Below are 20,447 nucleotides of genomic sequence, written 5' to 3'. Positions count from 1 at the left end.
TCTTTATCCATCGATCGTGGCCCGACGCGTTTCGCAATAATTGATCGCAATGGGAGGCGGTGTATTGCCGGTCCTTCAGTCCGTATACCTCATCGGGGGTCCAGCTTGAACATTCGTAAATTTGTCGGTGCTACCAGTCGCGATGCATTGCGTCTCGTTCGCGAAGCACTTGGCGCGGATGCGGTCGTGCTTTCGAATCGGACGATGGACGACGGCAGCGTCGAAATCGTCGCGCTCGCCGATAGCGATCTTGCCGCGATCACGCCGAAAGCGCGCGAAGGCGCGGCATCGACGGCGGCCGGGCGCGGCTTGTCCGCGACGCCGATGAATCCGTATGCGAGCGCCATGCCGGACGTGTTTTCGTCGGTGTTCGGCGCGAGCCCGGAAGCGGGTGCCGAAGCGATGCCGGCGAGCGAGCCGGCGAATGCGGCCGCGAATTCGATGGGCGGCTCGGCGAACAAGACGGCGCTCAATTCGCCGCTCAATTCTGCGGTCGGCCAGGCGGCCGACATGCTGTCCGCGACTGAAGCAGCGCCGGCCTCGTTGCCCGGCAGTTCGCCAGTTGGCCCGGCGATGCTGGCAACGAGCGGCGCGTCCGCGCCCGTCACGAGCCAGCCCGCTTCCGCCGTGCCTTCCGGCGCGAGCGCCCGCGCCGCATCCACGCGCCTGTCGAAAGACATCCGCGCGGATCTGCTGAAAGCCGCCGGCGTGCCGGTACCGCCGGCCGTCGCATCGAGCGAGGCCGCCGCGCCGCGCACGATGGCCGAATCGAATCCGTGGCTCATCGATCACGCGCGCCGCATCGCGGCCGAGCAGCAGCAACAACAAGACGGCCAATACAGCGCGCGTCCCGCCGCCATGACACCCGCCGTCGCGACCGCCAAAGGCCTCGGCAACGCGGTCGACGCGCGGCCGGTGATCGACACGCCCGAGTGGGCGCGCGAAGCCGCCGAAGTCGCCGCGCGCCGCAGCGCGCAGAAGATCGCGCCGGCGTCCTCCAGCGACGAGGGCCGCACGCCGGCCGCCGTCGCCGAAGCGATCAAGGGGCGCATGGAGCAGGTCGTCAAGGACACCGTGATGAACGAGCTGTCGTCGATCCGCGACATGATGGAAGAGCAATTCGCGGGTCTGCTGTGGGGCGATCGACAGCGCCGCAGTCCGGCACGCGCCGCGCTCACCAAGCATCTGTTCGCCGCGGGCTTTTCCGCGCAGCTCGTGCAGATGCTGGTCGACAACATGCCCGAAGCAGTCGACACGATGGACGGCGGCATGGACTGGGTGCGCTCGGTGCTCGAATCGAACCTCCCGGTGATGGAGAACGAAGACGCGCTGATGGAGCGCGGCGGCGTGTTCGCGCTGATGGGGCCGACCGGCGTCGGCAAGACGACGACCACCGCGAAGCTCGCCGCGCGCTGCGTGATGCGCTTCGGCGCGAGCAAGGTGGCGCTGCTGACGACCGACAGCTACCGCATCGGCGGTCATGAACAGCTGCGCATCTTCGGCAAGATTCTCGGTGTTTCTGTGCACGCGGTGAAGGACAGCGCCGATCTGCAACTCGCGCTCTCGGAATTGCGCAACAAGCACATCGTGCTGATCGACACGATCGGCATGAGCCAGCGCGACCGCCTCGTGTCGGAGCAGATCGCGATGCTGAGTCGCGCCGGCCAGCCGGTGCAGCGTCTGTTGCTGCTCAACGCGACGAGCCACGGCGACACGTTGAACGAAGTCGTGCAGGCCTATCAGCGCGCGCCGGACCGGCTCCCGCTCGCCGGCTGCATCCTGACCAAGCTCGACGAAGCGACCAACCTCGGCGGCGTGCTGGATACGGTGATCCGCTACAAGCTGCCGGTGCATTACGTATCGACCGGACAGAAGGTGCCGGAGAACCTGTACGTCGCGACGAAGAAATTCCTGATCAAGAGCACCTTCTGCATTCCGCGCGACAACTCGCCGTTCGTGCCGCACGACGACGACATTCCCGCTTTGCTGTCCTCGCTTTCCGCACGTTCGACGGCCGAGCTGCACGAGGTTCGCTTTGGATAAGTTCGGTTCAGATCAAGCCGAAGGGTTACGGCGGCTGCTCGCGCGCGGCGGTGCGCGCGTGATCGCGTTGGCGGGTGCGTCGTCGGGCGTCGGCAATACGACCGCGGCGGTCAACCTCGCCGCGGCGCTCGCGCAGCAGGGCAAGGACGTGCTGGTGATCGACGAATGCGTCGGTGAGAACTCGGTGAGCGCGATGCTTGGCGGCTTGCGCGGCGCCGGCAACTTCGCGGCGGTGATGCGCGGCGACACCCCGGTCGACTTCGCCGCCGCGCGTCACGCGCTCGGTTTTTCGGTGCTGGCCGCGTCGCGCAACAACCGCGAGGGGCACACGGAAGCCGAACTCGGCGTGCTGCTCGGCGGCTCGGCCGACATCGTGCTGATCGACGCGCAGCTCGACGTCGAAGGGCATCTGTCGCCGCTCGCGAAGCAGGCGCACGACGTGATGATCGTCGCGCGCATGTCGGGCGAGGCGATCACCGACGCGTATGCGTGCGTCAAGCGGCTGCACTACGCGCACGCGATCGCGCAGTTGCGCGTGCTCGCCAATCACGTGCAAAGCGCCAACGACGCGCAAGCCGCGTTCGCGAAGCTCGCCGGCGTGGCCGGCCGTTACCTGACCGTCGCGTTGGAATGCGCCGGCTGCATCGCGGCCGACGTGCGCATGGCGCGGGCGCTGGAGCTGTCGCGCTGTGTGGTCGACGCGTTTCCGTCGACACCGGCCGCGCGCGACTTCCGCCATCTCGCCGCCGAATTGCAGTACTGGCCGATGCGGCCAGCGATGTCGTCGCAAACGCCCTGGCGGGCGCCTGCGACAGTTACAGCGGCGCACCACGCCGACCAACCGTCCGCGCATCACGCTTAAAAGGCGTGCACGAAGGATAAGGGGAGCACGATGTACAACGCTCAGGGAAAGATTTCTCAGGCCGACGTTCTGACGAAGTACGCACCGCTCGTGCGTCGACTCGGCTTGCAGCTCGTCGCAAAAATGCCGGCGAGCGTCGATCTCGACGACCTGATCCAGGCCGGCATGATCGGCTTGCTGGACGCCGCCGGCCGCTACAAGGAAGACCAGGGCGCGCAGTTCGAGACCTATGCCAGCCAGCGGATTCGCGGCGCGATGCTCGATGAGCTGCGCAGCAACGACTGGTTGCCGCGCAGCCTGCGCCGCACATCGCGCGAAGTGGAAACCGCGGTGCACAAGGTGGAGCAGAACCTCGGCCGCTCGGCGAGCGAGGCGGAGGTCGCCGAGCACCTGCAGATGCCGCTCGACGAATATCAGTCGATGCTGCAGGACCTGCACGGCAGCCAACTGATCTACTACGAAGACTTCGACCGCTCCGCCGACGACGAACCTTTTCTGGACCGCTACTGCGTCGATCATTCCGATCCGCTGTCGGCGCTGCTCGACGACAGCTTGCGCTCGGCGCTCATCGAAGCGATCGACCGCTTGCCGGAGCGTGAGAAGCTGCTGATGTCGCTCTACTACGAGCGCGGCATGAATCTGCGCGAGATCGGCGCGGTGATGGAAGTCAGCGAATCGCGCGTATGCCAGTTGCACAGCCAGGCGGTGGCACGCCTGCGCGCCCGGCTGCGCGAAATGGCCTGGGCGAACGCCGAAACGAACTGACGCCACTGCGGGGCAGGCCGCCAATCTTCAGGCGCTGCCGTTCACATGCGGCGGTGCGGCGATGCCGATGCACGCCGGGGCCGCCCGCCGTTGCTCAATCGTCCGCCATCTCATGCTCGGCGGCGAGCGCGAGAAACGCCGAGCGCGACATGCCGCGCGCCTGTGCATACGCGTCGATCTCCTGCACCAGCACCTCAGGCAGCGAGATATTGATGCGAACCGCCTTCTTTAACGCCGGAATATTGCGCGTTGTCACGAAACCCCATGTGAACCCCTCGAACTCGGGATTGCGCCGATGCTCGCCGAGCGTGAGCGGCTCGGGCAGCGGCAACCCTTCGTCGAGCAAGGTTTCGAGATGCGATTCGATTGCTTCCTTCGCGTTCGCATACGCTAACGCGGCGTGGAATGCGGAGGAAGGCGAATGAAAAAGCGGTGGCGAAAAATGCAAAGGCCCGTCGTCGACGGGCCCTTTCATTCATTTCGGATATTGCTCGATTGCGGCCCGGACAGGCGGGCCGATCAAAGTCCCGAATAAGCCGGAATTCGTCCGTCCGGCCCATACAGATTCGTCTTGCGCGGCACGTTGACTTGCAGCGCTTTTAGCGCGCGCTGGTTGTAGTCCATCCGCACGCGGATCAGCTCGCCGTTGTTGGTGTTGACGCGCCGAGCGCGATCCGCGGCTTTCTGCAGCAGCTTCCATTGCGTCGCGACGCGCGCGTCGGTGCTCGCCGCGAGTTCCATGCCGGACCAGCCGGTCGGAAAGCCGAGTTCGGTCAGATGTGCGTCACGCGCGGCTTCGAGCCTCGCGAGCACGCCGATGAGTTCGGTTTTCTTCTCGACGATCGCTGGCAACTGCTCCATTGGCGAGACCGCTGTCAGTGCTTTGGTTTCGAGAGTGAGGATCGAGGCGAATGCCTCGACGGTCGAATATTCTTCGATCAGGGTAGCAACCAGGGCGTCTTTCATGTCAACAACTCGCTACGCACACCGGCTCGCGAACGACGCGCGAACCGCGTTGGTCGAACGCCGCCCGGCAGGTCACCGCGCGGCGCAATGCCGATCAGTGGCCGGTCGACGAGGTTTTGTTCCGCAACAGATCGCGCGCCGTCTGCAGTACGCCGTCGGCGATCTTGCCGGAGTCGATCTGCAGCGTGCCGTCCTTGATCGCCTGCTTGATCGACTCGACGTGCGCGGTGTCGATGTCGGCCGAGCCGGAGGCCGCGAGGCTGCGCAGATGCTGCGACAGACCCGACAGGCTGACGCTCGTGTCGCCCGACGCGCTGCTCGCGGCCGGCGCGGCCGTGCCCGTCGCGCCCTGCGTGGCGCTGGTTGCCGGCGTGGCTTCGCCGCTCTGCTGCGAACGGGACAAAGCGTCTTTCAGCGACGGCAGATTCGAAGAGGTGGTGGGATCAACTTTCACGATTGGCTTCCCTTACGATTTGATCCTGATAACGGCAACTGCTGATCAAAACTTTAGCGCAATCGCTCGACCCCGGCCCACCAGCAGGCGGCCATCTGCCCCTTTCAATATCCGTTTGTCATTCCGCTCACATCTGGATCTCGACCGTGCCGCCGTCCTTGACGATGCCGGAGATGATCTGGCCGTTCGCGGTCTTCACACGCACCTGCTGGCCCGGCGACGCGCTGTTCATCGCGCTGCCCTCGGACGAAATCGAGAACCCGTCGCCGGCCGCGACGACCCGCACGGTCTGGCCGAACACCACCGCCGACGCGCTCTTCAGCATGTCGCGGCGCAGCGGCATGCCGCCCGAGATCCGCACCAGCGAGACCGAACCGACCGCCTGCGACGGGTCGGTGACGATCGCCTGCGGCAGGCCGGTCAGATCGCCTTCACGCGCGACGAGGTCGGCGGCTGTGAGCACTTCGCCCGGCGCCATCGCGCGCGCGGCGAGGTAGTAGGTTGCATGCAGCGAGATGCGCGCCTGCAGATAAATGGTCCACGGGCGCTCGCCCGCGCAGCGCACGCCGACGGTGAGCCGCCCCCACAAACGCCCGCCGCTCGGCATGAACGGTTCGAGCGACGTGCACGCGGCGAGGCCGCGCGGAAACGCGGACGCGACCGTGATGTCCACCTTGCCGGGCAGGCCGACGGCCTGCTGTTTCAGGAACGCGAGCGCGGCTGCGTGAATCGCTTCAGGGTCCTGCTGGCCTGGCAGCGGCGCGGGTTGGGCGGGCATCGCGGCGGCAGCGGTCTGCGGCGTTCTCTGTGCGATGGCGGTGGCGGTGTTGGCAACTGGTTGGCGCGCGCCGGGCGACGTCGCGGGCACTTTCACACTGGGCAGATGCGGCGGCTGCGCGGCAGCCGCCGCGAGCGGCTTGCCATTCGCGCCGAACTCGGGCGGCTCGCCACGAGCCGCGAGACTGTCGAAGCCATCGCCTTGCCGTGCATTGGCGGCGACCGCGGGCGAATTCGCGGCGCCGGCGGCCGGCCCCGCTTCGACGTTGACGCGCGCGACGCCCGATCCTCCCGTGCTGGCCGCCGGCGGAATCGTCACGACGCCGTTGGCGTCCGGTTTGAAGTTGGTGCGGATGATGGCCGGCGCGGCGGCTGCGGGCTCGCCCGCGCCCGGAATGACGATCGCGCCGCTTGCGCTCGCCGCACGCCCGAAGGTATCGGTGTCGCGCGACGCGGATGCGCGGCCGAGCGACTGCGCGGTCGCCGCCGCGAGCGACGCCGCCGACGCGCTGCGCTGCGCCGGCGTCTGAATCCGCTGCGCTAGATCGTTCAGCGCGGCGGGGTTGTTCTCGGCGGGCCCTGGAATCACGATCGGGCCGCTCGCATCCTGCGCCTTGGTCGTAGCCGGCAGCAACACGATGCCGCCCGCAACCCATACGGCGACGTTGATCACTACCCGCGTCAGGCAACGCGCCACGCAACGCGAGATAGAGCGCGGCAGCGGTTGCGCGAGCACGCCCTCCGAACCCTCGACACGCTCATCGGCCCCGCCGCCACCCGCGCGACGCCTCGTCGTGCCGCCCGCACGCTGCGGCAAGGGGTTGGTGGGCTGGTCCATCGCGGGTCTCCATCGAATGCATCGGTACGCCTTGCATTCTAGTGAGCACCCCTTTCGCGCAAACGTTGAATAGAAGCCCCCTTTCCCGGTTATTCGTCCGATTGCCGCTTGCGCCCGACCCATAAGATGCATCACATGCAAAAAGGCCTTTGCCCCCGCCGCGTGTCTTCACGATGCGCACACGGGACGGCCTTCGAAACGTTCTCGGGAGATTCCGATGCTGGACAAACTCGATGCCGAATTCGCGTTCGGCCGGCAGGCGATGGATGTGCGCGCATACCGGCAGGAACTGTTGTCGTCGAATATCGCGAACGCCGACACGCCCGGCTATAAGGCGCGCGATATCGACTTCGCGTCGTCGCTCGCCGGCGCGCTGAAGAAGACGGGCGGCAGCACCGCCGGGCAGGGCGCATCGAACAACTCGACGCTCGCGATGGCGCAGCCCGCCGGCGTGACGAGCAGCATGTCGATGAACACGACCGAGACCGGCCACATGAGCGGCAAGGCCAGGCTGAGCGCGACGGGCGGCAGCCCGGACGACTACGGCAACCTGCAATACCGCATGCCGCTGCAACCGGCGCTCGACGGCAACACGGTCGACGTAGACGTCGAGCGTGTGCAGTTCGCCGACAACACGGTGCACTTCCAGTCGGGTATGACGGTCGTGTCGAGCCAGATCAAGACGATGCTGTCGGCGATCACGTCGGGCTCGTCGTAAGCCGGGCACGAGTACGCCGCGCGAGCAGGGCGCATAGCGGCTGAACACAGGCAGCATGCACGCACGAACAGAAACGCTACGGGACTTAACGTGAAGCCGGTGCGAACCGGCAGGAGAGGTCAGGAAACATGCCATCCCTGATGAATATTTTTGGTGTCGCGGGTTCCGCGATGTCGGCGCAGTCGGAGCGGCTCAACGTGACGGCGTCGAACCTCGCCAACGCGGACAGTACGACGGGCCCCGACGGCCAGCCGTACAAGGCCAAGCAGGTCATATTCGCGGTGAACCCGATCGGCGGCGCGCGCACGCGCTCCGGCCAGCAGGTCGGCGGCGTGCGGGTGACCGGCGTGGTCGACGATCCGTCGCCGATGAAGACCGCGTACGACCCCGGCAATCCGGCCGCCGACGCGAACGGCTACGTGACGCTGCCCAACGTCGACCCGGTGCAGGAGATGGTCAACATGATCTCGGCCTCGCGCTCGTACCAGGCCAACGTCGAAACGCTGAACACGGCCAAAACCCTGATGCTGAAAACGCTCACGATCGGAACCTGAGGAGAGAGTCTTGACCACCAACACCACGATCGGCAGCAACGGCACGACCGTTTCGCAGACGCTGCTCGACACGATGAACGGCACGAGCAGCACGAGCTCGACGAGCGGCACCTCGGGCACTTCGGCTTCGGACCTGCAGAACACCTTCCTGCAACTGCTCGTCGCGCAGCTGAAGAACCAGGACCCGACCAATCCGATGGACAGCTCGCAGATGACCTCGCAGCTTGCCCAGATCAGCACGGTGCAGGGCATCAGCAACCTCAATACCTCGCTGACCTCGCTGTCGACGCAGCTGTCGGCCAGCCAGCAGGCGCAGTCCGCGCTGCTGATCGGCTCGACCGTGCTCGCACCGGGCAACTCGGTCACGGTGTCGAGCGGCAAGGCGAACGAGTTCGGCGTCACGCTCGCGAATGCGGTGAGCGACCTGCAGATCGTCGTGAAGAACTCGGCCGGCACGATCGTCAACACGCTGGATCTCGGCAAGCAGTCGGCCGGCACGGTTCCGGTTGGCTGGACACCGACCGACGCGGCAGGCAACACGCTGCCCGATGGCACTTACACGATTACCGCGACCGGCACGATCAACGGCCAGCAGGCGACGGCCACCACGCTCACCAGCGCGACGGTCCAAGGCATCGTCCAGCAGAGCAGCGGCACGCCGGGCCTCGTGCTGTCGAACGGCACGACGGTCGGCCTGACCAGCGTCGCCGCGATCCTGTAGTCCGGATCGATCCAGTTACGACTTTCCAGATACGGAGTACGTCATGAGTTATCAAACAGGTTTGAGCGGTCTGTCGGCGTCGTCGAGCGATCTCGACGTGATCGGCAACAACATCGCCAACGCCAACACCGTCGGCTTCAAGAGCGGCACCGCGGAATTCGCCGACATGTACGCCAATTCGGTCGCGACCGCGACGAGCCAGCAGATCGGCATCGGTACGAAACTCTCGGAAGTGCAGCAGCAGTTCTCGCAAGGCACGATCACGACGACGAATCAGGCGCTGAACGTCGCGATCAACGGCAACGGCTTCTACCAGCTGTCGGACAATGGCACGCTGGTCTATTCGCGCAACGGCGTGTTTCAGCTCGACAAGAACGGCTTCATCACGAACGCGCAGGGCTTGCAGCTGATGGGTTATGCGGCCAATAGCGCGGGCATCATCAACACCGCGCAGACCGTGCCGCTGACCGTGCCGACCGCGAACATCGCGCCGCAGGCGACCACCTCGATCACCGCGGGCCTGAACCTGAACGCGCAGGACGACATCATGCTCGGCGCGCCGATCGTGAAGCCCGGCGCCGGGAACAGCGCAGGGCTGACCACGACCGGCGCGACGATCACCAACGCGGCCGCGGGCAGCAACACCGACAACTACACGATCAACTTCACGAGCCCGACCACCTACACGGTCTCGGTAAACGGCGGCCCGGCCTCGGCGGCGCAGACCTACACGGCCGGCACTGCGATCACGCTCGGCAACGGCGAGAGCATCACCTTCAGCGGCACGCCGGCGACCAACGACAGCTACACGGTCGCGCCGAATCCGACCGCGTTCAACCAGAACAGCTCGACGACCTACAACTACTCGACGAGCACGACCGCCTACGATTCGCTCGGCGGCTCGCAGACGGTCAACATGTACTTCGCGAAGACCGGCTCGGGCACGTGGAACGTGTACGCGGGCCCGGCGACCGGCACCGCGACGCTGATCGGCACGGCGAACTTCAACTCGTCGGGCACGCTGGTCAGCACGAGCCAGGTCAACACCCCGATCGCCAACCCGCCTACGTTCACCGCGACCACGACGCTCGGCGGGTTCAGCTTGTCGATCCCGACCACCGACGGTTCGGGCACACCGCAGAACATCACGCTGAACCTCGGCGCCACCACCCAGTACGGCGGCAAGAACGGCGTGAACAGCCTGTCCACCAACGGCTACGCGGCCGGCCAGCTGACCAGCTTCACGGTCGGCTCCGACGGCACGCTGACCGGCAACTACTCGAACGGCCAGACCGCGGCGCTCGGCCAGATCGTGCTCGCGAACTTCGCGAATCAGAACGGCCTCGTCAACCTCGGCAACAACGAGTACGGCCAGACGTCGGCCTCCGGCGTCGCGCAGATCTCGACGCCGGGCTCGACCAATCACGGCGTGCTGCAAGGCGGCGCGGTCGAGAACTCGAACGTCGATCTGACGAGCGAGCTGGTCAACCTGATCACCGCGCAGCGCAACTATCAGGCGAACGCGCAGACGATCAAGACCCAGCAGGCCGTCGACCAGACCCTGATCAACCTGTAAGCCAACGGGACCTCTTCATGGATCGGCTGATTTACACCGCGATGTCGGGCAGCGCGCAAGCGCTCGAACAGCAGGCGATCGTCGCGAACAACCTCGCGAACGCGTCGACCACGGGCTTTCGCGCGCAGCTCGAAACCTACCGCGCCGTGCCGATGTCGTTCGGCGACGGCAGCACGATCGACGACAACACGACCCGCACCTTCGTGCTGTCGTCGACACCGGGCGCCGACTTCACGCCGGGGCCGATCCAGCAGACCGGCAATCCGCTCGACGTCGCGATTCAAGGGGCCGGCTGGCTGTCGGTGCAGACCGCCGATGGCAACGAGGCCTACACGCGTGCGGGCAATCTGCACATCGACGAAAACGGCCAGCTCGTGAACGCGACCAATCAGGTCGTGCTCGGCAACGGCGGGCCGGTATCGGTGCCGCCGGGCGCGCAGATCACGATCGGCAAGGACGGCACGGTGTCGGCATTGACGCCCGGCGATCCGCCCACCGCGGTCGTCACAATCGATCAGCTGAAGCTCGTCAATCCCGATCCTCAGTCGATCACGCGCGGCGATGACGGACTGTTCCGCACCGCCGACGGCAACCCCGCCGACGCCGATCCGACCGTGATGCTCGCGCCGGCGTCGCTCGAAGGCAGCAACGTGAATCCGGTCAGCGCGATGGTCTCGATGATCACCAACGCGCGCCAGTTCCAGATGCAGACGCAGTTGCTGCAAAACGCCGACAAGAACGATCAGTCCGCCAACCAGATTCTCAGCTTCAGTTAACGGATTGCCACGGGGCGCCCTACGAGGCTCGCCCCGAGACCAGGAGAACCATAAGTGAACCGCTCACTCTATATCGCCGCCACCGGCATGAATGCGCAACAGGCGCAGATGGACGTGATTTCGAACAACCTCGCGAACGTCAGCACCAACGGCTTCAAGGGCTCGCGCGCGGTGTTCGAGGATCTGCTGTATCAGACCATCCGCCAGCCGGGCGCGAACTCGACGCAGCAAACCGAGCTGCCGTCCGGCATTCAGCTCGGCACCGGCGTGCAACAGGTCGCGACCGAGCGTCTGTACACGCAGGGCAACCTGCAGCAGACCGGCAACTCGAAGGACGTCGCGATCAACGGCGCGGGCTTCTTCCAGGTGCAGATGCCCGACGGCCAGACTGCCTACACGCGCGACGGCTCGTTCCAGACCAATGCGCAGGGTCAGCTCGTCACGTCGAGCGGCTACCAGGTGATACCGGCGATCACGATCCCGAGCAATGCGACCTCGCTGACGATCGGCAGCGACGGCGCGGTGTCGATCACCGTGGCCGGCTCGAGCAATACGCAGCAGCTCGGCACGATGCAGCTCGCGACCTTCATCAACCCGGCCGGCCTCGACTCGAAGGGCGAGAACCTGTTCGCGGAGACGGCTTCGTCGGGCGCGCCGAACGTGGCGCAACCGGGTCTGAACGGCGCGGGCACGCTCAGCCAGGGTTACGTGGAAGCGTCGAACGTGAACGTCGTGCAGGAGCTGGTGAACATGATCCAGACGCAGCGCGCGTACGAAATCAACAGCAAGGCCGTGACGACCTCCGACCAGATGCTGCAGACCTTGAGCCAGATGCCGGTTTGAGGACTGGAAATTTAAGGCGGTAAACGATGATGTCGCATTCCACTCGCACTCCGGTTCATTCGCGCACGGCCGTGGCGCTCGTGCAGCTCACGCTGCTCGCCGCGCTCGGCGGCTGCGCGCTCGTGCCGAAGCAACCGATCATCCAGCAGCCGATGACCGCGCTGCCGCCGGTGCCGCCGCAGGCGCAGGCGCCGGGCTCGATCTACAACCCGGGCTTCGCGGGCCGTCCGCTATTCGAAGATCAGCGGCCGCGCAACGTGGGCGACATCATCACGATCGTGATCGCGGAGAACATCAACGCGACCAAGAACTCGGGCGCGAATGCGAGTCGCAATGGCAGCACGAACTTCAACGTGCCGACCGCGGGCTTCCTCGGCGGACTGTTCGCCAAGACCAACCTGAGCGCGACCGGCACCAACGGCTTTGCCGGCACCGGCGGCGCGAATGCGTCGAATACCTTCAACGGCACGATCACCGTGACCGTGACCGGCGTGCAGGCGAACGGCAACCTGATCGTGAGCGGTGAGAAGCAGATGCTGATCAATCAGGGCAACGAGTTCGTGCGCTTCTCGGGTGTCGTCAATCCCAACACGATTTCCAGTCTGAATGCCGTGTACTCGACCCAGGTCGCCGACGCGAAAATCGAATACTCCGCGAAGGGCTACATCAACGAAGCGGAGACCATGGGCTGGCTGCAGCGGTTCTTCCTCAACGTGGCGCCGTGGTGATCATGGGTACTGTTTTCAACACGCTGTCGCGCGCGGGCCGCGCACTGATGTTCGTCGCGCTCGCCTGCGCGGCGCTGCCGGCCGCGACGCCCGCGCATGCCGAGCGCCTGAAGGACCTCGCGCAGATCCAGGGCGTGCGCGACAACCCGCTGATCGGCTACGGCCTCGTGGTCGGCCTCGACGGCACCGGCGACCAGACCACGCAGACGCCGTTCACGACGCAGACGCTCGCGAACATGCTCGCGAACCTCGGCATCTCGATCAACAACCAGGCGGCGGGCTCGAGCAACTCGCAATCGTCGCTGTCGAACATCCAGCTGAAGAACGTCGCCGCCGTGATGGTGACCGCGGTGCTGCCGCCGTTCGCGCGGCCGGGCGAAGCGATCGACATCACCGTGTCGTCGCTCGGCAATGCGAAGAGCCTGCGCGGCGGCACGCTGCTGCTCACGCCGCTCAAGGGCGCCGACGGCCAGGTGTATGCGCTCGGCCAGGGCAACGTCGCCGTGGGCGGCGCGGGCGCGAGCGCGAACGGCAGCAAGGTGCAGGTCAATCAGCTGGCCGCGGGGCGCGTCACCGGCGGCGCGATCGTCGAGCGCGCGGTGCCGACCGCGGTGTCGCAGGCTGGCATGATGCAGCTCGACCTGAACGACATGGACTACGACACCACGCAGCGCGTCGTCGCGGCGATCGACAACGCGTTCGGCAGCGGCACCGCGACCGCGCTCGACGGCCGCACGATCCAGCTGCGCGCGCCGGCCGATCCGCAGCAGCAGGTCTCGTTCATGGCGCAATTGCAGAACCTCGAAGTGCGCCCCGGGCAGGCGGCCGCGAAGGTGATCCTGAACGCGCGCACCGGCTCGATCGTGATGAACCAGATGGTCACGCTGCAGAGCTGCGCGGTCGCGCACGGCAATCTGTCGGTCGTGATCAATACTCAGCCCGTGGTGAGCCAGCCGGGCGCGTTCTCGAACGGCCGCACCGTGGTCGCGCAGCAGTCGCAGATCCAGATGAAGCAGGACAACGGCGCGCTAAAACTCGTGAATGCCGGAGCGAACCTCGCCGAGGTGGTGAAGGCGCTCAACGCGCTCGGCGCGACGCCCGCGGATCTGATGTCGATCCTGCAAGCCATGAAAGCAGCCGGTGCATTGCGCGCCGACCTTGAAATCATCTAAGGAGCACACGAGATGAATTCCGATCCGACCAATGGCGTCAACTCCGCCGGCGACCTGACCAACCGGTTCGCGCTCGACGTCCAGGGCTTCGGCGCACTGAGCGCGCAGGCGAAGGCCTCGCCGCAAGCCGGCATGAAGATGGCCGCGCAGCAGTTCGACGCCGTGTTCACGCAGATGATGTTGAAGAGCATGCGCGATGCGACGCCGCAGGACAGTCCGTTCGATTCGCACGACACGGCGACTTTTACGTCGATGATGGACCAGCAGATGGCGCAACAGCTGTCGAAGCGAGGCATCGGCGTCGCCGACGCGATGCTCAAGCAGTTGATGCGCAACCAGGGCATGCAGGTGGGTGGCGCGAACAGCGCGGGCGCGGCGGGTGGTCTCGCTGGCATGGCCAACGCGCTCGGCGGCGGCAGCGGCGGCGGCGACGAAGGCCAGAGCGTTGCGCTCAACGCGCTCGCGCGCGCCTACGGCAACGCCCAGGCCAACGGCCAGCTCGCGCTGGGCCGCGCCTACTCGGCCAATAGCGCGCTGACGCCGCCGACGCGCGGCGACGGCAGCTCGCCGAAGGTCGATGCGTTCGTCGACAAGCTCGCCGCGCCGGCGCAGGCTGCGAGCGCGGCGACCGGCATTCCGGCGCGCTTCATCATCGGTCAGGCCGCGCTCGAATCGGGCTGGGGCAAGAGCGAGATCAAGAAGGCCGACGGCTCGACCAGCCACAACGTGTTCGGCATCAAGGCGGGCAACGACTGGACCGGCAAGACCGTGTCGACGGTCACGACCGAATACGTGAACGGCAAGCCGCATCGAACGGTGGAGAAATTCCGCGCGTACGACTCGTACGAGGAAGCGATGACCGATTACGCGAGCCTGTTGAAGAACAATCCGCGTTATGCACAGGTGATCAATTCGTCGCGCGACGTGAACGGTTTCGCGAACGGCATGCAGCGCGCCGGTTATGCGACCGACCCGCATTACGCGAAAAAGCTGCTGTCGATCATGCAGAAAATGGGCTGATTAAACGCAGGAAATGGGGCGGATACGCTTTTAACGTTTGCGCGACATTTTCCGGCGAATATTTAAATTGAGCCCCTAAATTTTGGCTCGATGCTGCCGCTAACGAGTTAGACCCGATACCGGAACAGCGCTGCAAGGTCCGGTCGAACGCGTGTGTTGCGGCTTTGCATGAAGACCCTCAGAGTCGATGGCTAGGCCCTGGCACGTGCCCGCAAGAACATGCTTACCGGCAAGCCCATGGATATGAACCAGTCGAACGGCCTGATTGACACGAACGGTCAGCCGCACGTCCCGCAAGACGAAAGCCCTTCCGATTTCGGCCGCCGCAATCCGCTGGAAATCGGCGTGCAGCTGCGCAATATCGTCAATCGCGGCGATTTCCTCACGGTCGAATATGCGGGCGGCCAGCTCGTCACGCGCCTGCTCGACGTCGACGTGCGCGAGCGCACCTTCACCTTCGATTGGGGCGCGCTCGCCGAGCAGAACAAGGGGCTGCTCAGCGCCCCGCGTTGCCAGTTCCACGCGTCGCCCGACGGTGTGCGTGTCGAGTTCTCGACGCCGACGCCGCGCGAGACGCGCTTCGAGGGAATGCCGGCGTTCGAGGCCGACTTCCCCGAGGTGCTGTTCTACGTGCAGCGCCGCGAGTACTTCCGCGTCGCCGCGCCGATTCTCGACCCGTTCATGTGTACGGGCCGCCTGCTCGACGGCGACACGTTCCGCTTCGAGGTGCACGACCTGTCGCTCGGCGGCGTCGGCATGCGCACGGCCGACCTGCGCGTCGCCGAACTGCCGATGGGCGCGCGCCTGATGGACTGCGAGCTCACGCTCGGCGCGCTCGGCCGTCTGTCGCTCGATCTGCAACTCGTGTCGCATCGCTCGCTCGCGATGCCGAACGGCACGCAGCGCTATCAGCTCGGCTTCCGTTTCCTGTCGCTGCCCGGCAGCGCGGAAAACACGCTACAGCGGCTGATCACCCAGCTCGAAATGAAGCGCCGCTCGCTGGCGCGCTGAGCCGCGAGCCAAACGCGCGGCGGCCGTGCGCGAGACGCGCGGCACCGCGCGAACGTTTTTGGCCGGCGAAGCAAACGTTGCACACGCAGTGGACGCAATCGCGGGGCAACATCGCGGCGAGCGCAAACGAGGTGGAGTGGCCCTCAATTTTTCGCACCACGGGCCGTTAAAGAGAATGTTCCACTAACACGGTGGCATGTCTGCGATGCCGCCCTTCAGGATGACGCATGTCCAGCAATCTGTTGAATATCGGCCTTAGCGGACTCAACGCGGCCCAATGGGGTTTGACGACGACTGGTGAGAACATCAGCAATGCGTCGACGCCCGGCTATACGATGGAAACTCCGGTGTATTCGGAGGTGGGCGGCAACTATACGGGCTCCGGCTACATGCCGATGGGCGTGTCCACCGACACCATCACGCGCGCGTATAGCCAGTACCTGACGACCGAGCTGAACAACGCGCAATCGTCGAGCAGCGCGCTCACCGCGTACAACACGATGATCACGCAGCTCAACAACCTCGTCGGCAGTCCGACGGCGGGCATCGCGAGCGCGATCAGCGGTTACTTCACGGGGCTGCAGAACGTCGCCAACAACGCGTCGAGCGTGTCGACGCGGCAGACCGCGATCAGCGACGCGCAGACGCTCGCGAACCAGATCAACGCGGCGGGTCAGCAATACGACCAGTTGCGCTCGAGCGTCAACACTCAGCTGAGCAACGCGGTCACGCAGATCAATACCTACACCGCGCAGATCGCGTCGCTGAATACGCAGATCACGCAGGCGAGCAACCAGGGTCAGCCGCCGAACCAGTTGCTCGACGCGCGCGACCTGGCGGTGTCGAACCTGTCCCAGCTGATCGGCGTGTCGGTCGTGCAGGACAACGGCAGCTACAGCCTGTTCATGGCGAGCGGGCAGCCGCTGGTGCTGGGCGGCAACAGCTTCAACCTCGGCACGGCGACTTCGTCGGGGGACCCGAGCGAGCTGTCGGTCCAGTATCTCGGCCAGGCGGGCGCCAAGCCGACACCGACGCCGCAGACGCTGTCCGACACCAGCGTGTCCGGCGGCACGCTGGGCGGCCTGCTGCAATTCCGCTCGCAAACGCTCGATCCGGCCCAGGCGCAACTCGGCGCGATCGCGACCAGCTTCGCCGCGCAGGTCAATGCGCAGAACGAACTCGGCCTGACGCTGAACGGCACCGCCGGCGGCGCGCTGTTCACGGTCGGTTCGCCGACGGTGTACGCGAACTCGCAGAACACCGGCAACGCGACGCTCGGCGTGTCGTTCGCCAACGCGGCGCAGCCGACCACGGGCGACTACACGCTGTCGTACAACGGCAGCAGCTACACGCTGACCGACAACCAGACCGGCAGCATCGTCGGTTCTGCGGCGAACCTGACCAACCCGATCGGCGGCCTGCAGTTCTCGGTCGCGAGCGGCACGATGCAGGCCGGCGACTCGTTCTCGGTCCAACCGACCCGCGGCGCGCTCGACGCCTTCGCGCTGACCACCACGTCGGCGTCGGCGATTGCGGCCGCGGCGCCGGTGCTCGCGTCGGCGTCGACGTCCAACACCGGCAACATGACGGTCACGCAGGGCACGGTATCGGCCGGCTACAGTGCGCCGACCAGCAAGTCGACCATCACGTACACTGCGGGCACCGGCCTGACCGGCTTCCCGGTCGGCACGGTGGTGACGGTTGCCGGCTCGCCGTCCACGTCGTACACGATCAGCTCGGCGACGACCGCGGTGCCGTACTTGCCGAGCTCGGGCGCGACGCTGACGATCACCAACCCGAGCAACTCGACGGGCGCGGGCGTGATGAACAACGTGACGGTCACGCTCAGCGGCTCGCCCGCCAATGGCGACTCGTTCACGATCGGACCCAACACCGGCGCGACCAACGACGGCCGCAACGCGCAACTGCTGTCGAACCTGACGTCGGCGCAGGCGCTCAACGGCGGCACCTCGACGCTGACGGGCGCCTACGCGAGCTACGTCAACACCATCGGCAATCAGGCGACGCAGATCCAGACCTCGGCGAGCGCGCAAAGCACGCTCGTCACGCAGATCACGTCGGCGCAGCAGTCGGTGTCGGGCGTCAACATCAACGAGGAAGCAGCCAATCTGCTTCAGTACCAGCAGCTCTATCAGGCCAACAGCAAGGTCATCCAGACGGCGCAGACGCTGTTCCAGACCTTGCTCGGCATCTTCTCGTAAGGCGTTGAACCATGCGAATTTCGTCCCAGCAGTACTTCAGCATGAACGTCGCGAACATGAGCAATCAGCAGGCTCAGCTGTCGCAGATCTACCAGGAAATCTCGAGCGGCCAGAGCCTGACCACGCCCGCCGACAACCCGCTCGGCGCCGCGCAGGCCGTGCAGCTCAGCTCGACGGCGTCGGCGCTGTCGCAGTACACGACGAACCAGGGCACGGCGCTCGCGTCGTTGCAGGCGGAGGACTCGACGCTCACCAACGTCATGACGACGCTGCAAAGCGCGCACACGCTAGGTCTGCGCGCCGGCGACGGCGGCTTGAACGATGCCGACCGCACCGCGATCGCCGCGCAGCTGACGACTTTGCGCGACCAGCTCGTCACCTACGCGAATGCGACCGACGGCGCCGGCAATGCGTTGTTCGCCGGCTTCCAGAATTCGACCCATGCCTTCACGACCGACCCGGCCGGCAATGTCACTTACACGGGCGACACCGGCTCGCGCACGGTGCAGCTCACCGATAGCAATGCAGTCGCGACCGGCGACAACGGGCTGTCGGTATTCATGAGCGTCGGCGCGATCAACCCGCAGCCGATCGCCTCGGCCGTCTCGGGCAATACCGGCTCCGGCGTGATCGGCGCAGTGACGGTCAACGACCCGACCAACGCCTTGAATGCGGACTCGTACCAGATCCAGTTCAGCGGCAGCGGCAGCTCGATGACCTACACGGTCACCGACACGACCACCGGCATCGCGGGTACGGCACAGCCCTACGCGGCGGGCACGGGCATCACCATCGCCGGGCAGAGCGTCGAAATCACCGGCACGCCGGCCGCCAACGACAAATTCACGGTGCAGCCGGCCAGTCAGGCGGGCACCAACGTGTTCGCGAACCTGAATGCAATGATCGCGGCGCTTCAGCGGCCGGTCAGCGGCAATCCCACGGCCGCGGCATCGCTGCAGAACGCGTTGAACACGGGCCTGTCGCAGCTCGACAACACGCTGAACAACATCACCGCGGTGCAGGCTTCGGTGGGCGGGCGCGAGCAGGAAGTGCAGGCGTTGCAAACGGTCACTCAGACCAACAGCACGCAAACGTCCAGTGAACTCGCGAATCTGACCTCGACCGACCTGGTCAAGACGATCAGCCAGTACACGATGCAGCAGGCGGCCTTGCAGGCGTCGCAGCAGGCGTTCGTGAAGATCCAGGGCATGTCGCTGTTCCAGTACATCGGCAACTGATGCCGCTTCGGCGCGGCAATGAAAAAACCGGCGAGAGCCGGTTTTTTTCCGTCCGCGCTTTCGGGATTGCCGCGGCGCTACTTCAGCTCCGCTGCGATCCGCCCCATCTGATCGATGCCGCTATCGAACAGCCGCACGAAGAACGGGATCATGTTCGGCAGCATCAGTTGCACGAGCAGCAGGCCGACCAGCATCGTCAGCGGAAAGCCGATCTGGAATACGCCGATCTGCGGCGCCGCGCGATTGAGGATGCCGAGCGCCAGGTTGGCGATCAGAAGCGCGACGACGACCGGCAACGACAGCAGCAGGCCCGCCGAAAAGATCGAACTGCCCCAGTTCGCCAGCGTCTGCCAGCCGTGCGGCGCGAGCAGGTTGGCCGACACGGGCACCGACTGGAACGTGGTCACGAGCGCGGCGATCATCTGCAAATGACCATCGACGGCGAGAAACACCAGCGTCGCGATGGTCGTCATATAGCGCGAGATCACGACGCCCGAGCCGGTCGCCTGCTGGTCGAAGAAGGTCGCGAAGCCGAGACCCATGCCGAGGCCGATGAAATAGCCGGTCGCGTCGATCGCCTGGAACACGATCTGCATCGTCACGCCGAGCGCGATGCCGATCAGGAACTGGTTGGCGAGAATCCACACGCCGTCCGCCGAAAACACGGTGACCTGCGGCAGCGCGCCGATCGTCGGCGCGACGATGATCGTCGTGAACGCTGCGAGGCCGATCTTCACGCGCGAGGGCAGCGACGAATTGCCGAACACCGGCGCGGTCGCGATCAGCGCGGCGATGCGCGCGAACGGCCACAGGAACGCGGTCAGCCAGACGTTCAGTTGCGCGTAGGTGACCGTGAACATGGAGCGGGGAGGGCGGACGTGCGAGCAGCGCTCAGTTGACGAGCGTCGGAATGCTGGTGAGCGTGTGGCGCAGATAGTCGAGCATCGTGGTCAGCATCCACGGCCCGGCGATCACCAGCGTGGCCGCGATCGCGAGCAGCTTCGGGATGAACGACAAGGTGCTCTCGTTGATCTGCGTGGCTGCCTGGAACAGGCTCACGACCAGACCGACGACGAGCGCGACGAGCAGCAGCGGGGCGGCCATCATGAGGCCGACATACATGGCCTGGTGGGCCAGCGTCATGACTGCTTCGGGTGTCATCG

The 20,447-nt window shown here is 65.8% G+C and carries 21 protein-coding genes; 15 read left to right on the top strand and 6 right to left on the bottom strand.

The window, feature by feature from the left end; genetic code table 11:
* Positions 1-105: 105 nt before the first annotated feature.
* From flhF to AB3X96_RS00540, 3 genes are read left to right on the top strand one after another with little or no spacing between them, the layout of a single operon-like run.
* Complete coding sequence (flhF, locus tag AB3X96_RS00550; RefSeq protein ID WP_368588215.1) at positions 106-2,043, top strand: flagellar biosynthesis protein FlhF; 1,938 nt, start codon at positions 106-108, stop codon at positions 2,041-2,043.
* Entirely contained in the window at positions 2,036-2,905 is an 870-nt protein-coding gene (locus AB3X96_RS00545) for a MinD/ParA family protein (protein ID WP_368588214.1), read from the top strand. Before flhF ends, AB3X96_RS00545 begins: the two co-directional genes overlap by 8 nt.
* 30 nt (positions 2,906-2,935) lie before the next feature.
* The gene (locus tag AB3X96_RS00540; RefSeq protein WP_013090888.1) at positions 2,936-3,670 is read left to right on the top strand and encodes an RNA polymerase sigma factor FliA; all 735 of its coding nucleotides are present in this window, start codon (positions 2,936-2,938) and stop codon (positions 3,668-3,670) included.
* A 94-nt stretch (positions 3,671-3,764) separates the two neighbouring features.
* Here the strand turns inward: AB3X96_RS00540 and AB3X96_RS00535 are convergent, their stop codons facing one another.
* The 4 genes from AB3X96_RS00535 to flgA form a co-directional block, all read right to left on the bottom strand.
* Positions 3,765-4,145: a type II toxin-antitoxin system HicB family antitoxin gene (locus AB3X96_RS00535; RefSeq protein ID WP_368588213.1), complete on the bottom strand. Its 381-nt coding sequence runs from the start codon at positions 4,143-4,145 to the stop codon at positions 3,765-3,767.
* Between the two features lie 44 nt (positions 4,146-4,189).
* On the bottom strand, positions 4,190-4,636 hold the full coding sequence (locus tag AB3X96_RS00530; protein ID WP_176109983.1) for a flagella synthesis protein FlgN: 447 nt from the start codon (positions 4,634-4,636) through the stop codon (positions 4,190-4,192).
* A gap of 94 nt (positions 4,637-4,730) precedes the next feature.
* The gene (flgM, locus tag AB3X96_RS00525; RefSeq protein ID WP_368588212.1) at positions 4,731-5,090 is read right to left on the bottom strand and encodes a flagellar biosynthesis anti-sigma factor FlgM; all 360 of its coding nucleotides are present in this window, start codon (positions 5,088-5,090) and stop codon (positions 4,731-4,733) included.
* 127 nt (positions 5,091-5,217) lie between these two features.
* Positions 5,218-6,705: a flagellar basal body P-ring formation chaperone FlgA gene (gene flgA / locus AB3X96_RS00520; RefSeq protein WP_368588211.1), complete on the bottom strand. Its 1,488-nt coding sequence runs from the start codon at positions 6,703-6,705 to the stop codon at positions 5,218-5,220.
* A gap of 217 nt (positions 6,706-6,922) precedes the next feature.
* On the opposite strand from flgA, the gene flgB reads away from it, so the two are divergent.
* From flgB to flgL, 12 genes are all read left to right on the top strand, one after another.
* Positions 6,923-7,423, top strand: a complete 501-nt coding sequence (gene flgB / locus AB3X96_RS00515; RefSeq protein WP_368588210.1) for a flagellar basal body rod protein FlgB — start codon at positions 6,923-6,925, stop codon at positions 7,421-7,423.
* Between the two features lie 128 nt (positions 7,424-7,551).
* Complete coding sequence (gene flgC, locus AB3X96_RS00510) at positions 7,552-7,977, top strand: flagellar basal body rod protein FlgC (RefSeq protein ID WP_013090881.1); 426 nt, start codon at positions 7,552-7,554, stop codon at positions 7,975-7,977.
* Positions 7,978-7,987: 10 nt separating this feature from the next.
* Positions 7,988-8,698 carry a flagellar hook assembly protein FlgD gene (locus AB3X96_RS00505; protein WP_368588209.1) on the top strand — a complete coding sequence of 237 codons (711 nt, stop codon included), beginning with the start codon at positions 7,988-7,990 and terminating at the stop codon, positions 8,696-8,698.
* A gap of 43 nt (positions 8,699-8,741) precedes the next feature.
* Complete coding sequence (locus tag AB3X96_RS00500) at positions 8,742-10,274, top strand: flagellar hook protein FlgE (protein ID WP_368588208.1); 1,533 nt, start codon at positions 8,742-8,744, stop codon at positions 10,272-10,274.
* A 17-nt stretch (positions 10,275-10,291) separates the two neighbouring features.
* A complete protein-coding gene (gene flgF, locus AB3X96_RS00495; protein WP_368588207.1) occupies positions 10,292-11,050 on the top strand; it encodes a flagellar basal-body rod protein FlgF in 759 nt (252 codons plus the stop codon).
* Positions 11,051-11,104: 54 nt separating this feature from the next.
* Positions 11,105-11,893, top strand: coding sequence for a flagellar basal-body rod protein FlgG (gene flgG / locus AB3X96_RS00490; protein WP_368588206.1), 789 nt, complete (start codon positions 11,105-11,107; stop codon positions 11,891-11,893).
* A gap of 29 nt (positions 11,894-11,922) precedes the next feature.
* The gene (gene flgH / locus AB3X96_RS00485; RefSeq protein ID WP_176124629.1) at positions 11,923-12,621 is read left to right on the top strand and encodes a flagellar basal body L-ring protein FlgH; all 699 of its coding nucleotides are present in this window, start codon (positions 11,923-11,925) and stop codon (positions 12,619-12,621) included.
* 2 nt (positions 12,622-12,623) lie between these two features.
* Positions 12,624-13,793 (top strand): flagellar basal body P-ring protein FlgI, encoded by a 1,170-nt coding sequence (locus tag AB3X96_RS00480; protein ID WP_281375070.1) that lies wholly within the window; start codon positions 12,624-12,626, stop codon positions 13,791-13,793.
* Positions 13,794-13,805: 12 nt separating this feature from the next.
* Positions 13,806-14,813 carry a flagellar assembly peptidoglycan hydrolase FlgJ gene (gene flgJ / locus AB3X96_RS00475; RefSeq protein WP_368588205.1) on the top strand — a complete coding sequence of 336 codons (1,008 nt, stop codon included), beginning with the start codon at positions 13,806-13,808 and terminating at the stop codon, positions 14,811-14,813.
* A 237-nt stretch (positions 14,814-15,050) separates the two neighbouring features.
* Complete coding sequence (locus AB3X96_RS00470) at positions 15,051-15,824, top strand: flagellar brake protein (RefSeq protein WP_368588204.1); 774 nt, start codon at positions 15,051-15,053, stop codon at positions 15,822-15,824.
* Between the two features lie 227 nt (positions 15,825-16,051).
* The gene (flgK, locus tag AB3X96_RS00465; RefSeq protein WP_368588203.1) at positions 16,052-18,046 is read left to right on the top strand and encodes a flagellar hook-associated protein FlgK; all 1,995 of its coding nucleotides are present in this window, start codon (positions 16,052-16,054) and stop codon (positions 18,044-18,046) included.
* Between the two features lie 11 nt (positions 18,047-18,057).
* On the top strand, positions 18,058-19,284 hold the full coding sequence (gene flgL / locus AB3X96_RS00460) for a flagellar hook-associated protein FlgL (RefSeq protein WP_368588202.1): 1,227 nt from the start codon (positions 18,058-18,060) through the stop codon (positions 19,282-19,284).
* 77 nt (positions 19,285-19,361) lie between these two features.
* Here flgL and fliR read toward each other — a convergent pair whose 3' ends face one another.
* Positions 19,362-20,144 (bottom strand): flagellar biosynthetic protein FliR, encoded by a 783-nt coding sequence (gene fliR, locus AB3X96_RS00455; protein WP_368588201.1) that lies wholly within the window; start codon positions 20,142-20,144, stop codon positions 19,362-19,364.
* Between the two features lie 31 nt (positions 20,145-20,175).
* On the bottom strand, positions 20,176-20,445 hold the full coding sequence (fliQ, locus tag AB3X96_RS00450) for a flagellar biosynthesis protein FliQ (RefSeq protein WP_176109996.1): 270 nt from the start codon (positions 20,443-20,445) through the stop codon (positions 20,176-20,178).
* Between the last annotated feature and the right edge of the window lie 2 nt (positions 20,446-20,447).

This window comes from Paraburkholderia sp. BR13439 (assembly GCF_040948805.1).
GTDB classification, from domain to species: domain Bacteria; phylum Pseudomonadota; class Gammaproteobacteria; order Burkholderiales; family Burkholderiaceae; genus Paraburkholderia; species Paraburkholderia youngii.
The sequence above is the reverse complement of the archived record's forward strand: the minus strand, read 5'-3'. Positions and strand labels throughout refer to the sequence as shown.

Excerpts from the sequence above, each read along its gene's own strand:
- fliR (WP_368588201.1), bottom strand. The coding sequence starts at position 20,144 with ATGTTCACGGTCACCTACGCGCAACTGAACGTCTGGCTGACCGCGTTC.
- flgF (WP_368588207.1), top strand. The coding sequence starts at position 10,292 with ATGGATCGGCTGATTTACACCGCGATGTCGGGCAGCGCGCAAGCGCTC.
- AB3X96_RS00530 (WP_176109983.1), bottom strand. The coding sequence starts at position 4,636 with ATGAAAGACGCCCTGGTTGCTACCCTGATCGAAGAATATTCGACCGTC.
- AB3X96_RS00540 (WP_013090888.1), top strand. The coding sequence starts at position 2,936 with ATGTACAACGCTCAGGGAAAGATTTCTCAGGCCGACGTTCTGACGAAG.
- flgC (WP_013090881.1), top strand. The coding sequence starts at position 7,552 with ATGCCATCCCTGATGAATATTTTTGGTGTCGCGGGTTCCGCGATGTCG.
- AB3X96_RS00535 (WP_368588213.1), bottom strand. The coding sequence starts at position 4,145 with ATGAAAGGGCCCGTCGACGACGGGCCTTTGCATTTTTCGCCACCGCTT.
- flgA (WP_368588211.1), bottom strand. The coding sequence starts at position 6,705 with ATGGACCAGCCCACCAACCCCTTGCCGCAGCGTGCGGGCGGCACGACG.
- flgK (WP_368588203.1), top strand. The coding sequence starts at position 16,052 with ATGTCCAGCAATCTGTTGAATATCGGCCTTAGCGGACTCAACGCGGCC.
- AB3X96_RS00480 (WP_281375070.1), top strand. The coding sequence starts at position 12,624 with ATGGGTACTGTTTTCAACACGCTGTCGCGCGCGGGCCGCGCACTGATG.
- flgJ (WP_368588205.1), top strand. The coding sequence starts at position 13,806 with ATGAATTCCGATCCGACCAATGGCGTCAACTCCGCCGGCGACCTGACC.
- flgH (WP_176124629.1), top strand. The coding sequence starts at position 11,923 with ATGTCGCATTCCACTCGCACTCCGGTTCATTCGCGCACGGCCGTGGCG.
- flgL (WP_368588202.1), top strand. The coding sequence starts at position 18,058 with ATGCGAATTTCGTCCCAGCAGTACTTCAGCATGAACGTCGCGAACATG.
- AB3X96_RS00470 (WP_368588204.1), top strand. The coding sequence starts at position 15,051 with ATGGATATGAACCAGTCGAACGGCCTGATTGACACGAACGGTCAGCCG.
- AB3X96_RS00500 (WP_368588208.1), top strand. The coding sequence starts at position 8,742 with ATGAGTTATCAAACAGGTTTGAGCGGTCTGTCGGCGTCGTCGAGCGAT.
- flgB (WP_368588210.1), top strand. The coding sequence starts at position 6,923 with ATGCTGGACAAACTCGATGCCGAATTCGCGTTCGGCCGGCAGGCGATG.
- fliQ (WP_176109996.1), bottom strand. The coding sequence starts at position 20,445 with ATGACACCCGAAGCAGTCATGACGCTGGCCCACCAGGCCATGTATGTC.